Origin of the sequence: Desulfitobacterium sp., from assembly GCF_035539115.1 — a bacterium.
In the GTDB taxonomy this organism is placed as follows: domain Bacteria; phylum Bacillota; class Desulfitobacteriia; order Desulfitobacteriales; family Desulfitobacteriaceae; genus Desulfitobacterium_A.
Window position 1 is genome coordinate 1 of record NZ_DATLJA010000053.1, and the last position, 20,662, is coordinate 20,662.

The 20,662-nt window shown below is 42.0% G+C and carries 19 protein-coding genes, 6 tRNA genes and 2 other annotated features; all 25 genes read left to right on the forward strand.

Going from position 1 to position 20,662, the window contains the following annotated elements; genetic code table 11:
* The first annotated feature begins 364 nt into the window (after window positions 1–364).
* The 25 genes from VM640_RS09790 to VM640_RS09910 all read left to right on the forward strand — a co-directional run bounded on the left by VM640_RS09790 (window position 365) and on the right by VM640_RS09910 (window position 20,094).
* Complete coding sequence (locus tag VM640_RS09790; RefSeq protein WP_325391702.1) at window positions 365–1,162, forward strand: nitroreductase family protein; 798 nt, start codon at window positions 365–367, stop codon at window positions 1,160–1,162.
* Between the two features lie 251 nt (window positions 1,163–1,413).
* Window positions 1,414–2,052 carry a class I SAM-dependent methyltransferase gene (locus tag VM640_RS09795; RefSeq protein ID WP_325391704.1) on the forward strand — a complete coding sequence of 213 codons (639 nt, stop codon included), beginning with the start codon at window positions 1,414–1,416 and terminating at the stop codon, window positions 2,050–2,052.
* A gap of 239 nt (window positions 2,053–2,291) precedes the next feature.
* On the forward strand, window positions 2,292–3,047 hold the full coding sequence (locus tag VM640_RS09800; RefSeq protein WP_325391706.1) for a hypothetical protein: 756 nt from the start codon (window positions 2,292–2,294) through the stop codon (window positions 3,045–3,047).
* A gap of 59 nt (window positions 3,048–3,106) precedes the next feature.
* On the forward strand, window positions 3,107–3,823 hold the full coding sequence (locus VM640_RS09805) for a TVP38/TMEM64 family protein (RefSeq protein ID WP_325391708.1): 717 nt from the start codon (window positions 3,107–3,109) through the stop codon (window positions 3,821–3,823).
* Between the two features lie 555 nt (window positions 3,824–4,378).
* Window positions 4,379–4,696 (forward strand): hypothetical protein, encoded by a 318-nt coding sequence (locus VM640_RS09810; RefSeq protein WP_325391709.1) that lies wholly within the window; start codon window positions 4,379–4,381, stop codon window positions 4,694–4,696.
* A 118-nt stretch (window positions 4,697–4,814) separates the two neighbouring features.
* Window positions 4,815–6,095, forward strand: a complete 1,281-nt coding sequence (locus VM640_RS09815; RefSeq protein ID WP_325391711.1) for a glycosyltransferase family 2 protein — start codon at window positions 4,815–4,817, stop codon at window positions 6,093–6,095.
* A 226-nt stretch (window positions 6,096–6,321) separates the two neighbouring features.
* Window positions 6,322–7,185 (forward strand): agmatinase, encoded by an 864-nt coding sequence (gene speB, locus VM640_RS09820; RefSeq protein ID WP_325391735.1) that lies wholly within the window; start codon window positions 6,322–6,324, stop codon window positions 7,183–7,185.
* Between the two features lie 206 nt (window positions 7,186–7,391).
* Window positions 7,392–7,468: transfer RNA gene (locus VM640_RS09825), tRNA-Asp, on the forward strand.
* 5 nt (window positions 7,469–7,473) lie between these two features.
* Window positions 7,474–7,549: transfer RNA gene (locus VM640_RS09830), tRNA-Phe, on the forward strand.
* 6 nt (window positions 7,550–7,555) lie between these two features.
* A tRNA-Gly gene (locus tag VM640_RS09835) sits at window positions 7,556–7,630 on the forward strand.
* Between the two features lie 7 nt (window positions 7,631–7,637).
* A tRNA-Cys gene (locus VM640_RS09840) sits at window positions 7,638–7,711 on the forward strand.
* 14 nt (window positions 7,712–7,725) lie between these two features.
* Window positions 7,726–7,814, forward strand: a tRNA-Leu gene (locus VM640_RS09845).
* Window positions 7,815–7,819: 5 nt separating this feature from the next.
* Window positions 7,820–7,896, forward strand: a tRNA-Val gene (locus VM640_RS09850).
* 185 nt (window positions 7,897–8,081) lie between these two features.
* On the forward strand, window positions 8,082–8,513 hold the full coding sequence (locus VM640_RS09855) for a hypothetical protein (protein WP_325391713.1): 432 nt from the start codon (window positions 8,082–8,084) through the stop codon (window positions 8,511–8,513).
* The gene (locus VM640_RS09860; protein ID WP_325391715.1) at window positions 8,510–9,094 is read left to right on the forward strand and encodes an accessory gene regulator ArgB-like protein; all 585 of its coding nucleotides are present in this window, start codon (window positions 8,510–8,512) and stop codon (window positions 9,092–9,094) included. The genes VM640_RS09855 and VM640_RS09860 overlap by 4 nt, the downstream gene beginning before the upstream one ends.
* Before the next feature lies 1 nt (window position 9,095).
* Window positions 9,096–9,218, forward strand: coding sequence for a cyclic lactone autoinducer peptide (locus VM640_RS09865; RefSeq protein WP_325391717.1), 123 nt, complete (start codon window positions 9,096–9,098; stop codon window positions 9,216–9,218).
* Window positions 9,219–9,338: 120 nt separating this feature from the next.
* Window positions 9,339–11,132 carry a two-component system sensor histidine kinase NtrB gene (locus VM640_RS09870; protein WP_325391719.1) on the forward strand — a complete coding sequence of 598 codons (1,794 nt, stop codon included), beginning with the start codon at window positions 9,339–9,341 and terminating at the stop codon, window positions 11,130–11,132.
* 154 nt (window positions 11,133–11,286) lie between these two features.
* Entirely contained in the window at window positions 11,287–12,741 is a 1,455-nt protein-coding gene (locus VM640_RS09875; RefSeq protein ID WP_325391721.1) for an aminotransferase class I/II-fold pyridoxal phosphate-dependent enzyme, read from the forward strand.
* 1 nt (window position 12,742) lies between these two features.
* Window positions 12,743–13,597 carry a polyamine aminopropyltransferase gene (speE, locus tag VM640_RS09880; RefSeq protein WP_325391723.1) on the forward strand — a complete coding sequence of 285 codons (855 nt, stop codon included), beginning with the start codon at window positions 12,743–12,745 and terminating at the stop codon, window positions 13,595–13,597.
* Window positions 13,598–13,940: 343 nt separating this feature from the next.
* The gene (ytxC, locus tag VM640_RS09885; RefSeq protein WP_325391725.1) at window positions 13,941–14,819 is read left to right on the forward strand and encodes a putative sporulation protein YtxC; all 879 of its coding nucleotides are present in this window, start codon (window positions 13,941–13,943) and stop codon (window positions 14,817–14,819) included.
* 59 nt (window positions 14,820–14,878) lie between these two features.
* Window positions 14,879–15,123 (forward strand) — a binding site (T-box leader).
* Between the two features lie 39 nt (window positions 15,124–15,162).
* Window positions 15,163–17,076: a threonine--tRNA ligase gene (thrS, locus tag VM640_RS09890; protein ID WP_325391727.1), complete on the forward strand. Its 1,914-nt coding sequence runs from the start codon at window positions 15,163–15,165 to the stop codon at window positions 17,074–17,076.
* Between the two features lie 558 nt (window positions 17,077–17,634).
* Window positions 17,635–17,766: a sequence feature (ribosomal protein L20 leader region), on the forward strand.
* A gap of 42 nt (window positions 17,767–17,808) precedes the next feature.
* Window positions 17,809–18,324 carry a translation initiation factor IF-3 gene (infC, locus tag VM640_RS09895; RefSeq protein WP_325391737.1) on the forward strand — a complete coding sequence of 172 codons (516 nt, stop codon included), beginning with the start codon at window positions 17,809–17,811 and terminating at the stop codon, window positions 18,322–18,324.
* A gap of 21 nt (window positions 18,325–18,345) precedes the next feature.
* Window positions 18,346–18,543, forward strand: coding sequence for a 50S ribosomal protein L35 (rpmI, locus tag VM640_RS09900; RefSeq protein ID WP_325391729.1), 198 nt, complete (start codon window positions 18,346–18,348; stop codon window positions 18,541–18,543).
* 30 nt (window positions 18,544–18,573) lie between these two features.
* Complete coding sequence (gene rplT / locus VM640_RS09905; protein WP_325391731.1) at window positions 18,574–18,948, forward strand: 50S ribosomal protein L20; 375 nt, start codon at window positions 18,574–18,576, stop codon at window positions 18,946–18,948.
* Window positions 18,949–19,296: 348 nt separating this feature from the next.
* Complete coding sequence (locus VM640_RS09910; protein ID WP_325391733.1) at window positions 19,297–20,094, forward strand: TrmH family RNA methyltransferase; 798 nt, start codon at window positions 19,297–19,299, stop codon at window positions 20,092–20,094.
* Window positions 20,095–20,662 lie beyond the last annotated feature (568 nt).

Here is a 20,662-nt window from a genome sequence, read left to right on the forward strand (position 1 = left end):
ATGCCTGAGCCGTATGTTGGGAAATCAACACGTACGGTTCTTAGGCGAGAAAGAGGGAGCAATCCCTCCGACTTAGCCGGCAAAAAGTGGAGATAGTATCAAAGCTTTACCTATTGCTATTCTCTACCGTGACTCGGACATGTCAATGTCTGAGCATAATATGGAGTCTGTAATAGGTCGAACGAGTATGATGGAAAATGGTGGATAGAACTAAGAATCTTAAACATTTAACGGATGAAGCTTGTGGATGAAAAAACTACGGCAGATAAGGTAAGAAAATAGCCATGGCGGTTATGGCAACTTTACTCGGCTTATCTTCGTTTAATTTCTTGGAGAGGCAGATTCGAAGGAGGAGCAAGAATATATGCAAATACCAGAAGATAAATGGTATGAAGCTATTTTTCAACGTCGTTCTAGGCGTCAGTTTAATGGTAAGCCCTTAGCTTTCGAGGAAGTAGCTTACTTAGCTGATTTCGCTGAAGAACTTAATAGAAATGTTGGTGGTGCAAGGGCAGTAATAGTTAACAAAAGCCCTGAAAACGTGCTGAAAGGTGCGATAGGTTCTTACGGGAAGATTAAAGGTGCCCCAGCTTACGTCGCTTTCATTGGCAACATGGAAGATCCACATGTTCAAGAGAAGGTTGGCTATATTGGTGAATGTTTCATATTAGAGGCCACTTCAATGGGCTTAGCAACTTGCTGGGTCGGAGGTTTTTTTAGGCCAGAGATAGTAAGTAAACAGATAGCAATTAGTCAGGATGAACAAATACTAGCTGTTTCTCCTTTCGGTTATGCTTCAGAACAATATAGTTTAGAAGAAAAGTTTATGTCTGGGTTCGCTTCAGGGCATAAACGGAAGGATGTGGAAGCGTTGTGCTTGGAGCGATATAAAACTGAATGGCCTGATTGGGTTAGATCGGCATTAGAACTTGCTCGATTGGCACCCTCGGCAGTTAACAGACAGCCATGGCGATTTTCTGTTGAGACCGATGCTATAAAAATTTCCGTCGATAGTGTAAAGGATTCATATCATATTTCTAAATGTTTGGATTGTGGAATTGCCATGGTACACATCGAGGTAGGAGCTAGACATAAAGGGGTTAGAGGAAGATGGGATTACCTTCTGCAGCCAGATGTTGCAATCTTTAAGGCTGAACGTTAGTGTGTCGAGGGGGGATGCAAAGGTGTCAAGGAAGAGCTTGTTAATTGTAATTGTGATCTTTCTTGTTTCAAGCATTCTAATGGGATGTTCAACTGAAAAGTACCCAATACATACGGTGGCAGTTATAGATGATAAAGTCATTATGGAGGAACAAATCAAAAATGAGATCGTTGAAAGAAACATCGCAATTAAAATATGGGATATGTTTATTTGTTATAGGTTTTTAAGTTCGAGACCACGGAGGGCTTGGTATGGATAAAACAAGACAGGCGATCGAGACATACAACAAACGTGCGGGTTATTATCAAATTAAGTTTATGGATTTCGAGAATTACAAAACGAAATTAGAGGCATTCTGTAATATTTTATCGCCGGGAGCCAAGGTCTTAGATGTCGGTTGTGGTCCTGGAAATGCTTCCAAGCTTTTGGTTGAATTAAATAAAGAGTTTAAAATATTAGGCATCGATCTTTCCACAGAGATGGTTAACCGCGCCCGTGCAAATGTCGTTTCCCCAAATGTACAATTCCTTGTTGGAGATATCAGAGATATGAACCTAATGGGTGAGGAGTATAATGCGGTAATAGCATCATTTTGTCTACCGCATTTATCAAATATGGAAGCAGAGAAATTGCTTCATGATATCGGGGCAACTCTATGTGAGGGTGGCTTCTTATATTTAAGTTGTATGGAGGGCTCAAAATCAGGTTTTGAGACAACGAGTTTCAGCCCTAACGACTATATATTCTTTAATTATTACTCGGAAGGATTTATCCGAGAATTGCTAAGGGAGAATAATTTAAGGATTATACAACTTCAACGAGATGTATACTACGAAAGCAATGGGAACACAACAATAGACATGTTCTACTATGCCCAAAAGGTTACTTGACGACGGCGACGTCTAACTAGCTAATCGAAGCCAAGGAGAGTTTTTCGGCCAACAGCCAAGAAAAAGGATATAGTAAAGCTCGCCTACATAAAGTAAGCCTAATAAAGGCATGTAATAAAGGGGATCTCTGAGTCGGTAGAGAATAGTTGTTTAGAATAAGAAAAAGCTGTTATAAAAGCCGCTGAGAACTAGATTCAAAGGGAGTCAGTTTTAAAATCATTGGAGGAATTAGGTTGACCATGGCAGACATTTCAAGAATTAGTATAATAGGGAGGCTCTCTTCGTATTATGACGGTGATTTTCGATCCACTGCAATAGATATTAAGGAGTTGCTTTCTGGGAAAACATCGTATAGGGAAGAAGCCTTTTGTGAGGATCTGTATTTAAAATCTATCGAGTTTGAGATTTTCGTACATGATGAGAACAACGAAGTTCATGAAAAAGCAGGTTTACTCATTGGAAGATTGTTTGATATAGAATGTTGTGAAGAGGACGAATTCGATCCTTTAGAGGTTTTCGATAATGTGGATCAATATACATATGAGATTTATGATATGGGACGTAAGTACCATGAGGGGTTTCTGAGTCAGAATATTTTTGCAATCGAATCTTTGATGATATATCCGGAGTTTAGGGATAAAAATGTAGGAACTGCGGCAATCCATATATTGGCTGACGCTATCGAGGCCCAATTCAATTTAAATGCGGGTTGTTTCATTGTTATACCTGAGCCAGCATATGATTCCGAGAGAGAGGCAAAGCCTGACGAAGCTCAATATGAGCATCATAAAGCAAGATGTAAAGAGTTTTGGAAAAGACTAGGCTTTGAAAGTTTGAAGGATAGCCCTTACTGGTATTTTAACTTAGATATGGGGATGTTAGTAAACGGTCAGGACCCAAGCAGGAAAGAGACAGGGGAATCACGCTCTAAACTTGAAACAGAAAGTGCTACCATTTATGAATTCCCATCTCGCACTGATAATAAGGAATACTAAAACGGTCCATTGGGTTAGGGTAGAATTTAATTCAAATAGACAATGAACATATCTAGAGGGTGAGAACCATTTACATTCGTAATAAAAAGATTCCCGTTTTCAATATCGTATTGCTAGTAGCATTTATTGTTCTTTTAGTCTATGTCACAATGAAATATGCTCCAGAAATCACGAAGCTTTTAAGTGAACCTGAAAAATTTAGAGATTTGGTACAGTCTTACGGTTATAGTGGAATCTTTGTGTTTTTGTTTTTCCAGATTTTGCAGATGGTGATTGCGCCTATCCCTGGGGAAGTTATTCAAATAGCAGGGGGTTACATCTATGGAGTGTGGCTAGGAACCCTGTACCTTGCCATCGGTGCGATTGTGGGGACAGTAGTCGTATTTTATGGTTCACGACTAATAGGTTATCCTTTAGTCAAAGTCTTTGTTTCGCAAGATAAGCTGACACGGTTAAACTTCTTGATGAAAAGTCAAAAGGCGGATATTGTGATGTTTGTCTTGTTTCTGCTGCCTGGGCTCCCGAAGGATATTCTGAGTTATATCGCGGGTCTAACTCCAGTGAAACCATTAAGATTTTTCACTCTAACGACAGTAGCAAGATTTCCAGCTCTTTTTGTATCAGTCTATATTGGTACAAATTTACAGACCAAAAACTACCTATTGGTGACTGTCCTTTCAACGATAGCTGTACTTCTATTTTCCGTCGGATTTTTCTTTAAAGACAGAGTGGTTAATAAGATGCATGTACTGTTCGATTCACATAAACTAGACTAGAGATAACTGAGATTGTTTGGCCTAAATTACAATAGGATGAATATGATCTACTATTAGTACTAATAATTCATCGCTGCGCAGCGGATTATTTCCATACCGTTCATGAAGAAGAGGAGGAGTAATCATGCTGGAAAAAATCCATCTTGATGTTAAATCACTAATTTTTATCTTAGTTTTAGTTGCTATTGCGGTGGCTGCTATTATTACTGTTGCAATCTAGTTTTGGAGCGTGTTCTTAAAGTACAAAGAAAAGACGTCATAAAGGCATAGGTTAAATATTCTTATATAACCTATGCCTTTATGACGTCTTTTCTTCAAATTTAGATTTGATCGGCATGCTTTTCTTTTTCATGTTTAACAGCATCGTATTCAAAGCGGAATTTCTGATTACAAAAAGTACAATGAACAAATTTACCATCATCTGAGGTCCTTGGCATGGGTACCCACCTCCTTGATCTTGAGTATAGACAAGATTTACCCAAATTATACAATATATGGGTGAATTCTTTTGAGTAACATCGCTACATACGATGTTAGGGAAGAGAGGTGTCGACTATGTGGCATAGATGGATTCGTAATATGGGAATGGATTTTTTTTGGATGAAAAAGGAATTAATCCGGCGTTGGAAAATGGATACTCCAGCCGGATTCATGGGTATAATAGCAATGATTTCGGGTTTAATATTGTTGGTTATTATGGTTCAGGGAATAGCGGAGGTTTTTCGGGGGGCGATTCCTTGGGTGGCTGGATCGAAGGTATCTGCTATCTATTGGTCTTCATTGGGCTATGCTTTAAAAGCAAGTCTTGCTTTCTTAGTGTTTTGTGCCTCCATTATCCTCTTTTTCCTGCTTAAATTATTTTATCGGCGCTAATGGCATAATTAGTAGCCATTTTCATATCTATGAAGTGGACAAACTTACTTTTAAGATTTGCCTTGCATCCGAAAAAACCCTATGATAGAATTGTGAAGGTTAAAAGGAGGTTGGAGATGTGGGTTTCTTGTCCGGAGTTACCGGTTCTCATTTGTTTAATATGATCATGATTCCGGTTCAGGTTATCATTGTCTTTATGACGTTGTATTATTTTGTTTTGTCGATGTTTGGCCTATTTCGGAGACATGAAAAGAAGATATTAACACCTGGAAAGTCATTTGCTTTGGTTGTCTCTGCGTATAATGAGGAAGCCGTAATTGGACAACTCATTGAGAATTTGCTTAAACTCGATTATCCTAGAGAGCTCTATGATGTTTTTGTAGTGGCAGATAATTGCACGGATAAAACTGCACTCATTGCGAAAAATGCCGGCGCGATCGTGCATCAACGCTTCAACGCTGAAAAACGGGGTAAGGGTTATGCTCTCGAGTGGCTGTTTCATCGGCTTTTCAAAAGGGAAAGGCAATATGATGCTGTGATTATTTTCGATGCAGACAATCTTGTTAACCAGAGCTTTCTCATTGAAATGAACAGTAAATTATGTCAAGGGGATAAGATCATTCAGTGTTATTTAGATTCCAAGAATCCTTTTGATACATGGGTTACGAATGCCTTCTCGATTACGTTTTGGCTTTCAAATCGGATGCTTCAACTTGCACGATATAATACAGGGCATCTATCGAATGTCCTCGGCGGAACGGGTATGTGTATTTCCACGGATGTACTTAAGAAAATAGGGTGGGGCGCAACCTCACTTACGGAAGATCTTGAGTTCACGATGAAGGCTCTGACATATGGAATTAAGACAACCTGGGCGCATGAAGCTATTGTTTATGACGAAAAGCCCCTGACGTTTGCTCAATCTTGGCGTCAACGGAAGCGTTGGGCTCAGGGACAGATTGATTGTGCAGGACGCTACTTAATTCCTCTTGTCATAAAGGCATTTAGAGAACGTAAAATTATGTATTTTGATGCCGCAGTTCATTTATTCCAGCCGGCATTGACCTTGATTGCAACTTTCTTTATGTTCACGAACCTGATTTCTGTTGTTCAACCGCATTACACGCATATATTTTCTGTTGTAATGCCGTGGTCGGGGTGGCAGATCTTATCTGCGTTTCAACTTGTTTACCCCATTGCCGCGTTAGCACTGGATCGCTTACCTTGGCGGGCATATTTCGGGTTGATTCTCTATCCTGTCTTTATCTATAGTTGGATTCCCATTTGTTTCCTCGGTTTTATAAACCGAAAAGAAAAAGAATGGTCTCATACTCAACATACACGCTCGATTGCTATTGAGGATGTTGAGCTCAGGCAAAAGAAAGCATCTGTAAATTAAGCGCAAGCTAAAAGAGAAAGGGGGAGAGTTCTCCCTCTTTTATTTTACTAACAGAAAGTATAAATTTTTGGCAGATAGCATAAGTGCAACTAAGGCTTCCGCCTACGCCAGAGGCTTAGCGCAAGCCAAGTTTTCTTTATAATTAGTAAAGAGCAATTGCTTTTCAGATTAAGAAAGCTGAGGGATTATCGTGGGTACTGTAGAGCAGACTATAGATCTTGAAGAAATGGTGGATAAACCCGGGATATTTATAGGTGGAGACTCCCCTTACGAGGGGTCAGACGCAGTTATTTTAGGAATTCCCATGGACTATACCGTTAGTTTCCGTCCGGGAACTCGGATGGGACCTTTAAGTATTAGAAATGTCTCGATTGGAATCGAAGAATATAGTGTCTATTTAGATCGGGATTTAGGGGACTATGATTATTGCGATCTTGGCGATTTAGCCTTGCCCTTTGGTAATGTTGATAAATCCCTTGACTTGATTGAAAAGGCTTCTCGTCAAGTCCTAAAGGATGGCAAGTTTCCGATTTTCCTCGGAGGGGAGCATTTAGTAACCTATCCTCTCATTAAACCTTTTGTTGAGAAATATCCTGATTTAACGGTCGTTCATTTTGATGCACATGCCGATTTACGGGCGGATTATTATGGAGAAAATAACTCTCATGCAACCGTTATGCGGAAAGTTACCGAAATGCTTGGGCCAAAGCGAGTCTATCAATTTGGAATACGCTCCGGAATCCGGGAAGAATTTCTCTATGCTCAAGAGAATACGCATCTCGTCCTTGAGGAGGTTCTCGAGCCCTTAAAGGCTGTCTTACCAGAATTGAAGGGGAAACCCATCTACGTAACCTTAGATATTGATGTGGTCGACCCGGCATTTGCCCCAGGAACGGGGACTCAGGAAGCAGGTGGCTGCACTTCACGTGAAATTATTAAAGCCATCCACGCTCTTCAGGATTTAAATGTCGTGGGTTTTGACCTTGTTGAAGTTTCTCCGGCTACGGACTCGAGTGAACGGACTGCCTTATTGGCGGCTAAACTAGTACGGGAAGTAATTCTAAGCTTTGTCAGGCGGAAAAAGGAATAACTAACCTACTTCTGCGAATTTAACGTTTAATACTTGCAGAAAATCTTTGACAGGATCGCGATTTTTGTGTATACTAAAATTCGTCAGTTGAGCCGGGAATTCGTCAGCTGGGCCGGGCGAATAGCTCAGCTGGGAGAGCGCCTGCCTTACAAGCAGGATGTCGGCAGTTCGACGAAGATAGGGGTTAAGGTTCGAACATCGAATACGGCCCCGTGGTGTAGTGGTTTAACATGCCTGCCTGTCACGCAGGAGATCGTCGGTTCAAATCCGATCGGGGTCGCCATATTTGCCTCGGTAGCTCAGTCGGTAGAGCAGAGGACTGAAAATCCTCGTGTCGGCGGTTCGATTCCGTCCTGAGGCACCATAACATGCGGGTGTAACTCAGTGGTAGAGTGTCACCTTGCCAAGGTGAAAGTCGCGAGTTCGAATCTCGTCACCCGCTCCATTCTATTGGCGGCATAGCCAAGTGGTAAGGCAGAGGTCTGCAAAACCTTTATCCCCAGTTCAAATCTGGGTGCCGCCTCCAATTTTATCAATTTTGCCGATGTGGCGGAACTGGCAGACGCACGGGACTTAAAATCCCGCGGGCCCTAAAGCCCGTACCGGTTCGATTCCGGTCATCGGCACCACATATGGGTTTGTAGCTCAGCTGGTTAGAGTACCGCGTTGACATCGCGGGGGTCGGAGGTTCGAGTCCTCTCAAACCCACCATATAGGAAAACTAAGAAAACTTTGAAGCCCCTGATAAAAGTGGATTCAAGGTTTTTTTCATTACAACCCATTGAATTTGATTCAATGGGTTGTTTTTCACGAGGAGGATTTTTATGGGTTATGTAGAAATAGCTAGGTATATCAATTAGAGGAGGTCGAATTCTATCAATATTCCATTCATCGATTTGCTTTTGCAAGGAATACCGGAACAAATTGCTGTAGTCGCCCTGGCTTTTATTATCGCTCGAATTCCTTTTCAATGGAAGAGAGTCATTCCCATAGGGATTTTTTTAGCCCTGGTGGCTTATATTGTAAGGCTATTACCTGTTCCTTTTGGAATACATACCATTGTTCTCGTGATTCTGCTTTTTATTCTGTTAACTATAATGGGTAGAGGAGATGTGAGTCAGGCCATAATTGCAACCCTGATAAGCTTCTTAGCATTAGTGCTTTTTGAGATTGGAAGTATATCCGCATTCATGGCTATTTTTAAGGTTTCTCAAGAGACCATCTTTGATAGCCAACTCTTAAGGATCGTAATTGGGGAAACACATGTTATCCTCCTCTTTGTTTTCGCTTATCTACTTAATCGCGGGAAAAGAAGGCTGAAAACGTGATTACCCTTTCAGAGCTTAGCGATGATTTCGCTAACTTAATCACCAAGGAGTTAGAATATACCGAGGAAAAAAAGGAAGTCATTGCCTACGCTATTGAAACAGCACTCCTTTCTATATTTGGAACTCTGCTCTTAATCATTTTTGGACTGCTTGTTAATGCACTAAAACCTGCTCTGATAGCGGCTCTTTCCGGTGTTTTACTCCGAAGAGTATCGGGTGGGGCCCATTTTAATACGCCATTAAAATGTTTAGTTTCAGGTGCCTTAGTTTATAGTTCAATCGGGCTTTTGGCTAAAACACTTGTGGAAAATTACTTTTTTAATGATTACGCGCTTCTACTCCTTTGGCTCTTTTCTTTAATAGTTGTCTTTCTCTTAGCTCCCGTTGAAAGCGAAAATAAGCCGATCAACTCCGTACGATTGAAGTCTAGCCTTAAAGTTATATCTATTATTTTCGTGTTTGTTTCTTCCTTTATTAGCTTCATCTCAGGTAGTCTCCTGATAGAAGTTAGTATGTGTTCTGGAGTGTTTTGTCAATCACTAACTCTGCTTCCCATTTTTAATAGGAGAGGGGGTGACTAGTGTGAAAAAGACTATTTTTGCAGCCATTGCCTCAATGCTATTCGTTCTAGCGAGTGCAACCTCTGTCTTTGCTTGTGGATTTTGGTTTTATCAGCCCAAGACACCCAAAGCCTTACTAAAGTAATTCAGAAGAGCGATTTAGAAGCTGGGTTATTAACCTAGCTTCTAAATCGTTTAAGATAATTGAAGATATTCATCGTAGAATATGAAATTTGTCATACTAACAAAGCAAGAGGAGGAGGAAATGAACAAAGTTCTTCCTAACCAATCGATCATTCAAACTACTCTTCTTAAATTTACATTGAGTATTTTTGCCTTTATCCTGATATTCATCTTTATATTTCAACAGAACTTCTGGGATAAGGAAGAGCTTCGACTCAAATATCAATTGCTTACCACTGCACAGGAGGTAAGATCTGAAATTCAGTCGCAAAGCAACTTAATTCAAAAGATAGAAGGAATCGAGGTAAATGATCAAGTATCAACAGTGCAAAAGAAACAAGAGATAAAAGAACTTATCGAGCCTCTTCTTAGCAAGCACCCAAATAACAGCAATTCAATCGCGTTTTATGATATTCAACTCGGTTTAGTGTCGAACTTTAATGATAAGGAGCTCGATCTTCCTGTGTCTTCAATTCTTTCCACACTTGAAAAGGATAATCAGATCCGAGAGATTGATCTGGTTAGCTTGAATATTATTAGTTTGCCCCTATATCAAGAAGGTAGTTTAAGGGGTTATATCTGGACCTACGCTACAGATTTTAAACTTTCTTTGGAATCATTCTTTAAGATCACCTTTTTCACAATCCTCGCCTTAAGCTTTTCAGCCTTAATGATGTTACTCATTCGCAAACACTTGAAGCGAATAGAGAGATATCTAGATCATTTCAGCCAGGCGATCGTTGATCATAAAAGTGGGTATGATTGCGATATAGATAAACTTCCGGAATTGAAACCAGTCTTAAATAAAATAATCGTTTATACCGAAGAACTAGAACGTATCAACATAGAATTGGAAACATCAAAACAAAAGATCGTTCATATTATGCAAGGAATTTCGGATGGCTTCTTGTCTTTGGACAAGAACTGGGTACTTACTTTCATTAATCCTGTTATGGCGAAGGTTATTAATCAATCTGAGAAGGAATTACTAGGAAGAACTATCTTTGAAATATCTCCTCAGTTTAAAGAATCAATCAGTTATCAGAAAATGCAGCAAGCAATATCTGAAAGTATAGCCATGCATTGGGAACACGTAATGGAAACTTTGCAGGATAAAGTCTCCGTGAATACATATGAATGTCACGCTTATCCATTCAGTGAGGGGTTATCTATTTTCGTTAGAGATGTAACTGAGTTGAGAAAACAGCAAAAGGAGTTTTCGAGACTTGAAAGACTTAATCTTTTAGGTCAATTGGCTGCGGGAATTAGCCATGAAATAAGGAACCCATTGACCACGGTTAAGGGCCTTTTGCAATTTCTTGGAATAAAACCTAAATACACAGAAGAGAAAGATCATTTTGACTTGATGATTTCGGAAATAGACCGGGCCAATTCCATTATTACGGATTTTTTATCCCTTACCAAGACCAATTTAGATTCAACTCAATCCCATAATATTAATGATATCATCCATAGGGTTTACCCGATGTTGCAAGCGGATGCGGTTAACAATAACAAAGAAGTCATCTTAGCGTTAAATCCGCTTCCTGTTTTATTGCTCAATGAAAATGAAATAAGACAGCTCCTTCTGAATCTAGTGCGTAATGGACTAGAGGTTACCCCGGAGCAAGGAGCGGTTACTATTGAGACCTATGAACAGGAGGGAAAGGTCTTCCTGGCAATCATAGACCAAGGCTGTGGTATTCCTGAAGAAATTCAAGGAAAAATAGGCACTCCATTTTTTACGACGAAAGATACAGGCACTGGGCTAGGAGTTGCGATTTGCATGGGCATTGTTCAAAGGCATAATGCAGATTTAAAGTTTGAGTCAGGAAAATCAGGAACAACGTTCCAGGTCATTTTTAACATAGGGTAGTGGAGATCACCCCAAATAACTTTAGCAGCAGCGTATGAAAGTCTGCGTATTATCTCATTTGTAAAAGATGGTAGGCAAGGGTATAATATTAGGGTTGAATAACTAGTGGCATAATGTTTACTGACTATGCTTATTATGAAAGGCGGTGGTTTTCATGCATTCACTCGGGCAAGACAAGGCGCCTATTTATGAAGCATTGCAAAAATATAAATCGATGCGGGTAGTATCCTTTGACGTGCCCGGACATAAACAAGGCAGAGGAAACCCCGAACTTACGGAATTTCTAGGTGAAAAATGCCTTTCGGTGGATGTCAATTCGATGAAACCGTTAGATAATCTTGTCCATCCCGTCTCCGTAATCAAAGAAGCTGAGGAATTGGCCGCCGATGCGTTTGGAGCCCATCACGCCTTTTTTATGGTCAACGGAACAACATCAGCTGTTCAAGCGATGATTATGAGCGTTTGCAAACAAGGCGAAAAAATCATCATGCCTCGTAATGTCCACAGGAGTGCCATTAATGCCCTAATCATTAGTGGAGCAATTCCTATTTATGTGAATCCGGGTGTCAATCAAAAGTTGGGGATATCGTTAGGCATGTCTATTGACGAAGTCAAAAGGGCGATCGCTGAAAATCCAGAGGCCAAAGCGATCTTTATTAATAATCCGACTTATTATGGGATTTGTTCTGACTTAAGGACCATTACTGAGCTTGCCCATCGTCATAATATGGTTGTCTTGGTGGATGAGGCGCATGGAACCCACTTCTACTTTGGCGAGAATATGCCAGTGAGTGCGATGGCGGCAGGAGCTGATATGTCGGCTGTCAGCATGCATAAAACAGGGGGTAGCTTAACCCAGAGTTCGTTTTTGCTCATAGGGAGCCGTCTTAGCACAGGTCATGTGCGGCAAACGATTAACTTAACACAGACAACCAGTGGCTCCTATTTGCTGCTATCTTCTCTGGACATTTCCAGACGCAATCTCGCTTTAGACGGTAAACGTATTTTCGAAAAAGTCTTCTCCCTGGCAGACTATGCGCGGGAAGAAATCAATAAAATCGGGGGCTACTACGCTTTTTCCTCAGAACTTATTAATGAAGATTCGGTGTTCGATTTTGACCGTACCAAGCTTTCTATCTATACAAGAGACATAGGGCTGGCGGGGATTGAGGTTTATGATATTCTCCGTGATGATTACGGAATTCAGATCGAATTTGGAGATATCGGTAATATCTTGGCGATTATATCTGTGGGGGATCGCGCCTTGGCCTTGGAACGTCTTGTTTCTTCTCTGTCCGAAATAAAAAGACGATATACGAGGGACAAAACGGGAATGCTCGATCATGAGTATATTAATCCAGAGGTGGTGATAGCACCACAGCAAGCCTTCTATTCTGATCAACATTCCGTTGCCATCAAAGATAGTATAGGGTATGTAAGTGGCGAGTTTGTCATGGCTTACCCGCCAGGTATACCTATTTTGGCGCCAGGAGAACGGATAACTGCAGAAATCATTGATTATATCACTTATGCCAAGGCCAAGGGCAGTTCCTTGACAGGTACAGAGGATATGGCTATTGAAAACATTAGAGTAGTGGAGGAACGATAACATGGAATTATGGTATACAGAACAACACACAGATAATGTTCGTTTTTCCATCAAGGTGGATAAGCCCCTATATACAGCACAGAGTGAATTTCAGAGAATTGATGTTTTTAACTCCAAAGAATTCGGCAATTTCTTCACCCTGGATGGCTTAATGATGGTTACTGAAAAGGATGAATTTATCTATCATGACATGATTGTCCATGTGCCGATGGCAACTAACCCAAAGATTAAGAATGTCTTGGTTATTGGCGCAGGGGATGGCGGAACAGTGCGAGAGCTGACGCGCTACGCAACTATTGAAAACATTGACATGGTGGAAATTGATAAAATGGTTGTGGATGTGTGCAAAGAATATTTGCCTCAGACTGCCTGTAAGTTGGATGAGCCAAGGGTACATCTGTATTTTGAGGACGGACTGAAATTTGTTCGTACCAAAGAAAATACCTATGATCTGATTATTGTTGATTCCACCGATCCTTTCGGACCGGGGGAAGGGCTGTTTACCAAAGAGTTTTACGGTAATTGCTATAAGGCTTTGAAGGAGGATGGCATCCTCGTCAACCAGCATGAGAGCCCCTATTATGATGAGTATGCTAAGTCTATGCAAAGAGCTCATAAGCGGATTAAAGAATTTTTCCCCATTTGCAGGGTTTATCAGGCTCATATTCCAACCTATCCGTCGGGTCACTGGTTATTTGGTTTTGCCTCGAAAAAGTACGATCCACTGACTGATATCGACGAGCAAGCTTGGAACAATTTAGGACTGAAAACAAAGTATTATAACACTGAAATTCATAAAGGGAGCTTTGCTCTGCCTAATTATGTTAAGGATCTTTTAGCAAGTGCAGGGGAATAACCTAAACAAAGGGACGGTTCTTCTGCTTCCAAAGGAAGCAGAAGAACCGTCCCTTAAATCAAGATTTTAAAAACCTTGAAGGCCTTGAATTTAGAGGATTCAAGGTTTTTTCTTTTTACAATGGGGAGTTAGACAACTTCTAAGTATTTTCATGCTGGTGTATAAGTCGAATTCATCCTGGAAATAGTAGGAAATGGCGGAGGGCTCTTGGAGATCTGCTTTGGAACTGGTGAGAAAAAACGATATTATCCGAGCCAGAGAAAAATAATCAGGTTAAAAAGGTGCTTGTACCGAAATTATGACCGCAACCAGGTCATATACTCTACTATGGAGGGATGGCAGGTTGGAACATTCCGTACAGCTGGGTACTCAATACTACAGGGAAAGTATATGCCAACGTTTAAGGGAACTTCGGGATCAGGAAGCGCTCCCGATGATTATCTATGAGCATCAACAAGGCAAACGTTGGCTAATTGATTGTGAATTTCAGCTTCCCGCTCAGGAATACGATGGAGAGCAAGATACTTTGAAACGAATTCATAGTTATTATCTTGCCAATGCCTTAGCGGAGACGATATTGAATCAATGGGAAAAGGATCATGTTCGTTGGCTTTTAAAAAGGAAATATCAGTTGGAAAAGGAAGAGGCAGAGCAGGTTCTGACTAAAGCGTTAGAGTATCTGAATCAACGTCCTTCGGAACGGAAAAGTTATTCAATTAATCGCAAGACTACGCTGGTCAATCAAATCATCACGTGTTTAGACACGCAACCCTTGTTTGATATCGAAGGCTTTTTACGTTTCCGGGCGCAAGCTTACAAAGAAGAAGTCAAGAAAGCGGTTTCGTATGTTGTCGATGAGCATGTACTCGAAAAAGAGTATGTTGAGTTTATTGAGCTCTTGAAGCATTTCGTGGATAGTCAAAATCCGCGCCTGGATACATTACATGTCGGGATTACCTCCGAGGGCAACTTCCATCTTTATAACGAAGAAGGGAAAAAGGTCACGAATCAATATATTGATGATCTTTCCTTCGGAAATGAGGTTAATGAATTTTCTTATGAGGATATGCTGGTGAGTGCAATAATTGCAGTTGCTCCCCGGCGAATTGTCTTGCATATTCGCTATAATGGCTATAAAGATACCCTACAAACTATCGTTAAGGTGTTTGACGGTCGAGTGAGTTATTGCAACGATGGCTGTTTCATCTGCGAGGAGATTTGACAAAGCAATTTAGGGAGAATATACTAATTTATAACTTCATAATCCAAATCATATTTTGGGGTAAAGTGATGACAGGATGAGTACCTTATTTTAAACTCATACTAGAGAGAAAATGCCATAGGCTGTAAGCATTTTTATGAGTTAGTAGGGGAAGACCAACCTGGAGTGATAAGCTGAACGAGAAGTAAGCTTAGACGTTTCCCGCGTTAAGGGTCAAAGTCTAGCGTTAAAATAAGATTGGCAACGAAATTTTTTAACGACAAGAATTTGGGTGGAACCACGGGAATCAACTCTCGTCCCATTGCGGGACGGGAGTTTTATTATTTTTAAGGGAGTGAAGCCAATGGTTAAAGTAATATTAAAGGATGGCTCCGTGCGCGAAGTAGAACAGGGAACAACGCTCGCGGGTTTGGCCGCTTCGATCTCGCGCGGTTTAGCTAAAGCTGCGGTGGCCGGCAAGGTTAACGGTGAGGATAAAGATTTGTCCTATCCTTTAAATGAGGATGCTGAAGTGGAAATTCTTTCTCTAGAAAGTGAGGAAGGGTTGAAAGTTCTCCGTCACTCTTCTTCTCACGTACTGGCTCAAGCAGTGCAAAATCTCTTTCCAGGTACCAAACTTGGAATCGGACCAGCCATTGCGAATGGCTTTTACTATGATTTTGATTCAGAACATGTTTTTACACCTGAGGATTTGGAAAGAATTGAAGCTGAAATGCGCCGCCTTGCCAAAGAAGATTATAGCTATGAACGACGGGAAGTTTCTCGGAGTGAGGCTTTGGACTTCTTTGGCGAGCGGGGAGAAAAATACAAGGTTGAGCTGATTGAAGATCTACCCAATAATGTAGCCATATCGATGTATACCCAAGGCAATTTTACTGATCTTTGTGCTGGGCCGCATATTCCATCTACCGGGAAGATCAAAGCGTTTAAGCTTCTTAACCTTGCCGGTGCCTACTGGAGAGGGAGCGAAAAGAACAAGATGCTCCAACGTATTTATGCAACTTCCTGGGCGAAACAAGCCGATTTAGACGATTACCTCTTTAAGGTGGAAGAAGCGAAACGGCGGGATCACCGGAAACTCGGTTTGGAGCTTGATCTCTTTAGTCTGCATGATGAAGGACCCGGTTTCCCCTTCTTTCATCCCAAGGGCATGATTCTCCGTAATGAACTTGAAGACTTCTGGCGTAAAGAGCATCACAAAAGAGGGTACCAGGAAATTAAGACCCCCGTTATCCTAAGCCGCAGTCTTTGGGAACAATCCGGTCACTGGGATCATTATAAGGAAAACATGTATTTCACCAAAATTGATGACATGGATTATGCTATTAAACCGATGAACTGCCCCGGCGGGATGATTATGTATAAAACCAAAATGAGAAGTTACCGTGATCTTCCGTTAAGGGTAGGGGAACTGGGATTAGTGCACCGTCACGAATTATCTGGTGCGTTGCACGGTTTACTTCGCGTTCGGAACTTTACCCAGGATGATGCGCATATTTTTATGCTCCCGTCTCAGATCAAAGATGAAATCATTGGGGTTATTGAACTCATAGATTATTTCTATAAAACCTTTGGTTTTGAATACTATGTGGAACTTTCCACTCGTCCGGAAGACTCGATGGGTTCAGATGAAACTTGGGAAATGGCTACGAACGCCCTAAAAGATGTTTTGGAGGCTAAAGGTATCGAGTATAAAATTAATCCTGGTGATGGTGCCTTTTACGGGCCGAAAATCGACTTCCACCTCCGTGACTGTTTAGGGCGGACTTGGCAATGCGGAACGATTCAGCTGGATTTCCAAATGCCGGAGGTATTCGACCTTACGTATATTGGAGAAGATGGACAAAAGCATCGACCGGCAATGATTCATCGGGTCGTTTATGGCAGTATCGAGCGCTTTATTGCCCTTCTCACAGAACAGTATGCGGGTGCATTCCCGACCTGGTTAGCTCCGATTCAAGTTCGACTTCTGCCGATAAGTGAAAAGCATCAAGCGTATGCTCAAGACATCTTCAACCGCCTCAATGATTTAGATATTCGTGCCGAAGTCGATGAACGCCGCGAAAAGATTGGCTATAAAATCCGGGAAGCCCAAACTATGAAAATCCCGTTTACCCTCGTCGTCGGGGATCAGGAAGCGGAATCTGACACCGTTGCTGTGCGTCGTTATGGCCAAGATAACTCTGGTGAGAAGATGTCCATCCCTGAATTCATTACTATGATTCAAGAAGAAATCAAAAGTAAGAAACTTGGGTAGCGGTGCCGCTTTGGCCACGGTCGCTTGTGGCGCTCGCAGACCGAACTAGAGTTCAGAATTCAGGCTCCGGCGGAATACCCTCCCAATTCGCCATCCCTGGCTCACGGTCGGCCGCGCACGTCGTGTGCGCGGTCCCGCCTCCGCTCGACTTCTTCGCTAAGTTCGGTTAGCTACTCGCTTTAAGCCGCTCCCTTAGGCCAAAGCAGCGCCTAGGGACATTGCTGGGGGCAGGCATTCGCATTCGCACTTGATGTGCGTCTGCCTCGCCTCCTGAGAAGTGAAACGAGAACCCTGCTCCAAAGACCTGATAGCGTAGCTTCTCGCACAGTAGTGAACGATTTGCGGCGGAGGGGCGTGCAGTCGAACGAAGTTTTCAAAGGTTAGCGTGCCAGTGGTTTACTTCAGGTATTACCCTGAGGTTTGGCTAAGCTCCTTCGGAAACGAGTTCGACAGCCCTGGAGCGCTGAGTGAATGGATGTACGAGAAGCTACACGACCCTATTAATTTTCACAACCAGGAATTAACTTGACAAAAGCCTTGCAAACAAATATAATAATAATGTTCAAGAAGAAGCCATCCGCTTCTCACCTTATGGCTTTAGTCGATAAGGTATCTTTAGGTCCTGAGCTTTTTTGTGCTCATGATTTGTTTAGAGAGACGGGTGGTAGTCACCCGTCTTTATTTATTTTTAAGACTTTTTCTTGGAAATATTTTGTATGGGGGTGGTTTGTTATTAGTAAGGATTTACGGATTAATGATGAAATCCGGGCTCGAGAGGTTCGCCTCGTCGGTGAAGAAGGGGAACAACTCGGGATTGTGCAGCTCAAAGATGCACTACAAAGTGCTGTGGAGAAATCCGTGGACTTGGTGGAAATTGCTCCGACCGCGAAGCCGCCGGTTTGTAAGTTCATGGATTATGGGAAATACAAATACGAGCAGGCTAAGCGAGACAAAGAGGCCCGTAAAAAACAACGGACCACGGAGATCAAAGAAGTTAAATTGCGCCCGAATATTGAGGACCATGACTTCGAAACAAAAGCACGCAACGCCCAACGCTTTATAGCAGATGGCGACAAGGTGAAAGTAACGATTATGTTCCGGGGCCGGGAAGTTACACATCCTGACTTAGGGAAAAAGTTATGTGTACGCCTTGCGGAGTTCTGCAAAGCTGAGGCTAACATAGAGCGTGATGCTAAGCTAGAAGGGCGTAACATGATTATGATCTTAACGCCTATTAAACATGACTAACACGAGAGGGGGATCACCCAAATGCCAAAAATGAAAACTCATCGCGGAGCTGCGAAACGTTTTAAGAAAACCGGAACAGGTAAAATTATGCGTTCCCATGGCTATACAAGCCACATGCTGGAGAAAAAATCGCCAAAACGTAAACGCAACCTTCGTAAAACGACGGTTATGCATAAGAGCGATGCGAAGCGCATTGCTAATATGATTGCTTACCTATAAGATAATTAACAAAATAAGGAGGTCTTCGCTATGGCCCGTGTAAAAAAAGGGGTAACGAAGCATCAGCGTCATAAAAAGATTCTAAAACTCGCTAAAGGGTTCCGTGGTGCGAAGAGTAAACTCTACCGCCCGGCCAATGAACAAGTCCTAAAATCTTTAACCTACGCTTATGCCCACCGTAAGGACAAAAAAGGTGATTTCCGTAAATTGTGGATTGCTCGGATCAATGCGGCTGCTCGCATGAACGGTCTGTCCTATAGCCGGATGATGAACGGCTTGAAAATAGCCGGTGTATCAGTTAACCGTAAAATCTTGGCTGAGCTTGCAATCAACGATGCTGCTGCTTTCACTGAATTAGTGAATGTAGCTAAAGCGCAAGTCAACACAAAAGTTAACGCAAAATAAGTTAAAAAGGGTGCAGAAGCACCCTTTTTCTTACTAACAGAAAGTATAAATTTTTGGCAGATAAACTCTAAGTGCAACCAGCGGTTTTCGCTTTCCTACGATGCAAGTAGTTAAGTCCGGCAGGATAAGGCGACTAAGGCCAGCGCTTTGGCGCTTGGCCAAGTTTTCTTTATCGCAAAGCTCGGCGAAAGCCAGGTTTTCTTTATACTAACAGAAAGTATAAGTTTTGGGCAGATAGCATAAGTGCAACTAAGGCTTCCGCCTACGCCAGAGGCTTAGCGCAAGCCAAGTTTTCTTTATTAACTCCATCTTTAAGATGAGAGAATATTTCCTTGAGGGTGATTGCTAGTGCTGACCTCACTGCAAAATGAACATGTTAAGCATGTCGTTGCTTTGCAAAAACACAAGGCTCGGAAGGAATATGGGGAATTTCTGATTGAAGGTTGGCGGTTCGTTGAAGAAGCGATTCGGCGCGAAGCGGAAATTCACCAGATCTACGTTTGTCCAGAAAAGACAAAGAAATTTTGGCCTTCTCTATGGGAAGTGCTTAGCGAACGTAAAATTCCGATTCTCGAGGTCGATGACAAAGTTCTGCGCAAGATGAGTGAAACCGAAGAACCCCAAGGAATACTTGCCATTGTTGGGTCTAAGAATCTAAGTTGGGGCGATTTAGACATTGATTCCCAAACAATGCTCTTAATTGTCGATGGAATTCAAGATCCGGGTAATCTGGGCACGATTCTACGAACAGCCTTGGCTGCAGGAATCGATCAGGTTTGTCTAACGACAGGGACCGTTGATCTGTATAATCCGAAGGTTTTACGCAGTACTATGGGGACGGTGTTCGCCCTGAAGGTATTGACGGATTGCCTACCTGAACAAGTGGTAGAATTTGCTGAGTCCAAAGGCCTAAATATCCTAACCGCGGATATCGACGGAGAGCCTTTGTATGAAACCGGATTTTCGCTTCCTTTGGCCTTAGTGGTAGGAAATGAAGGCAATGGGCCTTCGAAGATATTTCGTTCATCAGAACTAACCCAGGTGACCCTGCCGATGAGCAATGAAGTAGAGTCACTTAATGTAGCAATTGCGACTGGAATTATTCTTTATGAAATTGCCCGCCGAAAGGGGTTATTGCAAACTTGATTTGCCTGGATTTCTTGTCAACCTTACGCTGAAATGCTATAATTTTCTGGGAAAGGTTTGAAGAAAATCAGAGAAAGTTGGGCTTAGCGATGTCATCTGCAGAGTGGTTCTGGGAGCTCTTCGAGACAACCGGTTCGCCAAACGTATATCTGCTTTACCGAAAGTATGCTAATTATGTGAAAGCGCGATGATCAGGCTAAAAGGAGTTTTTGCTTTTTAGGGAGGTTGGTCGTAGACTGAAAGCCAACTAAGTTAAACTCCTCATTCAGTGATGAATGTTAACATTCCCCTGTGAGTGGCTTATTAAAAAAATAAGCCCGGTTCCTCCGTTATCGGGAAAAACAAGTTGCAGTCCGTCTGGGCTGAATCAGGGTGGTACCGCGGGTAGTTCTCGTCCCTTTTAGGGAGGAGATTTTTTTTTACTAACAGAAAGTATAAATTTTGGGGCAGATAGTATAAGTGCAACCAGCGGCTTTCATTCTCCTACGATGCAAGTGGTTAAGTCCGGCAGGATAAGGCAACTAGGCCTACCACCTTCGCTAGGGCTTGGTGCTAGCCAAGTTTTCTT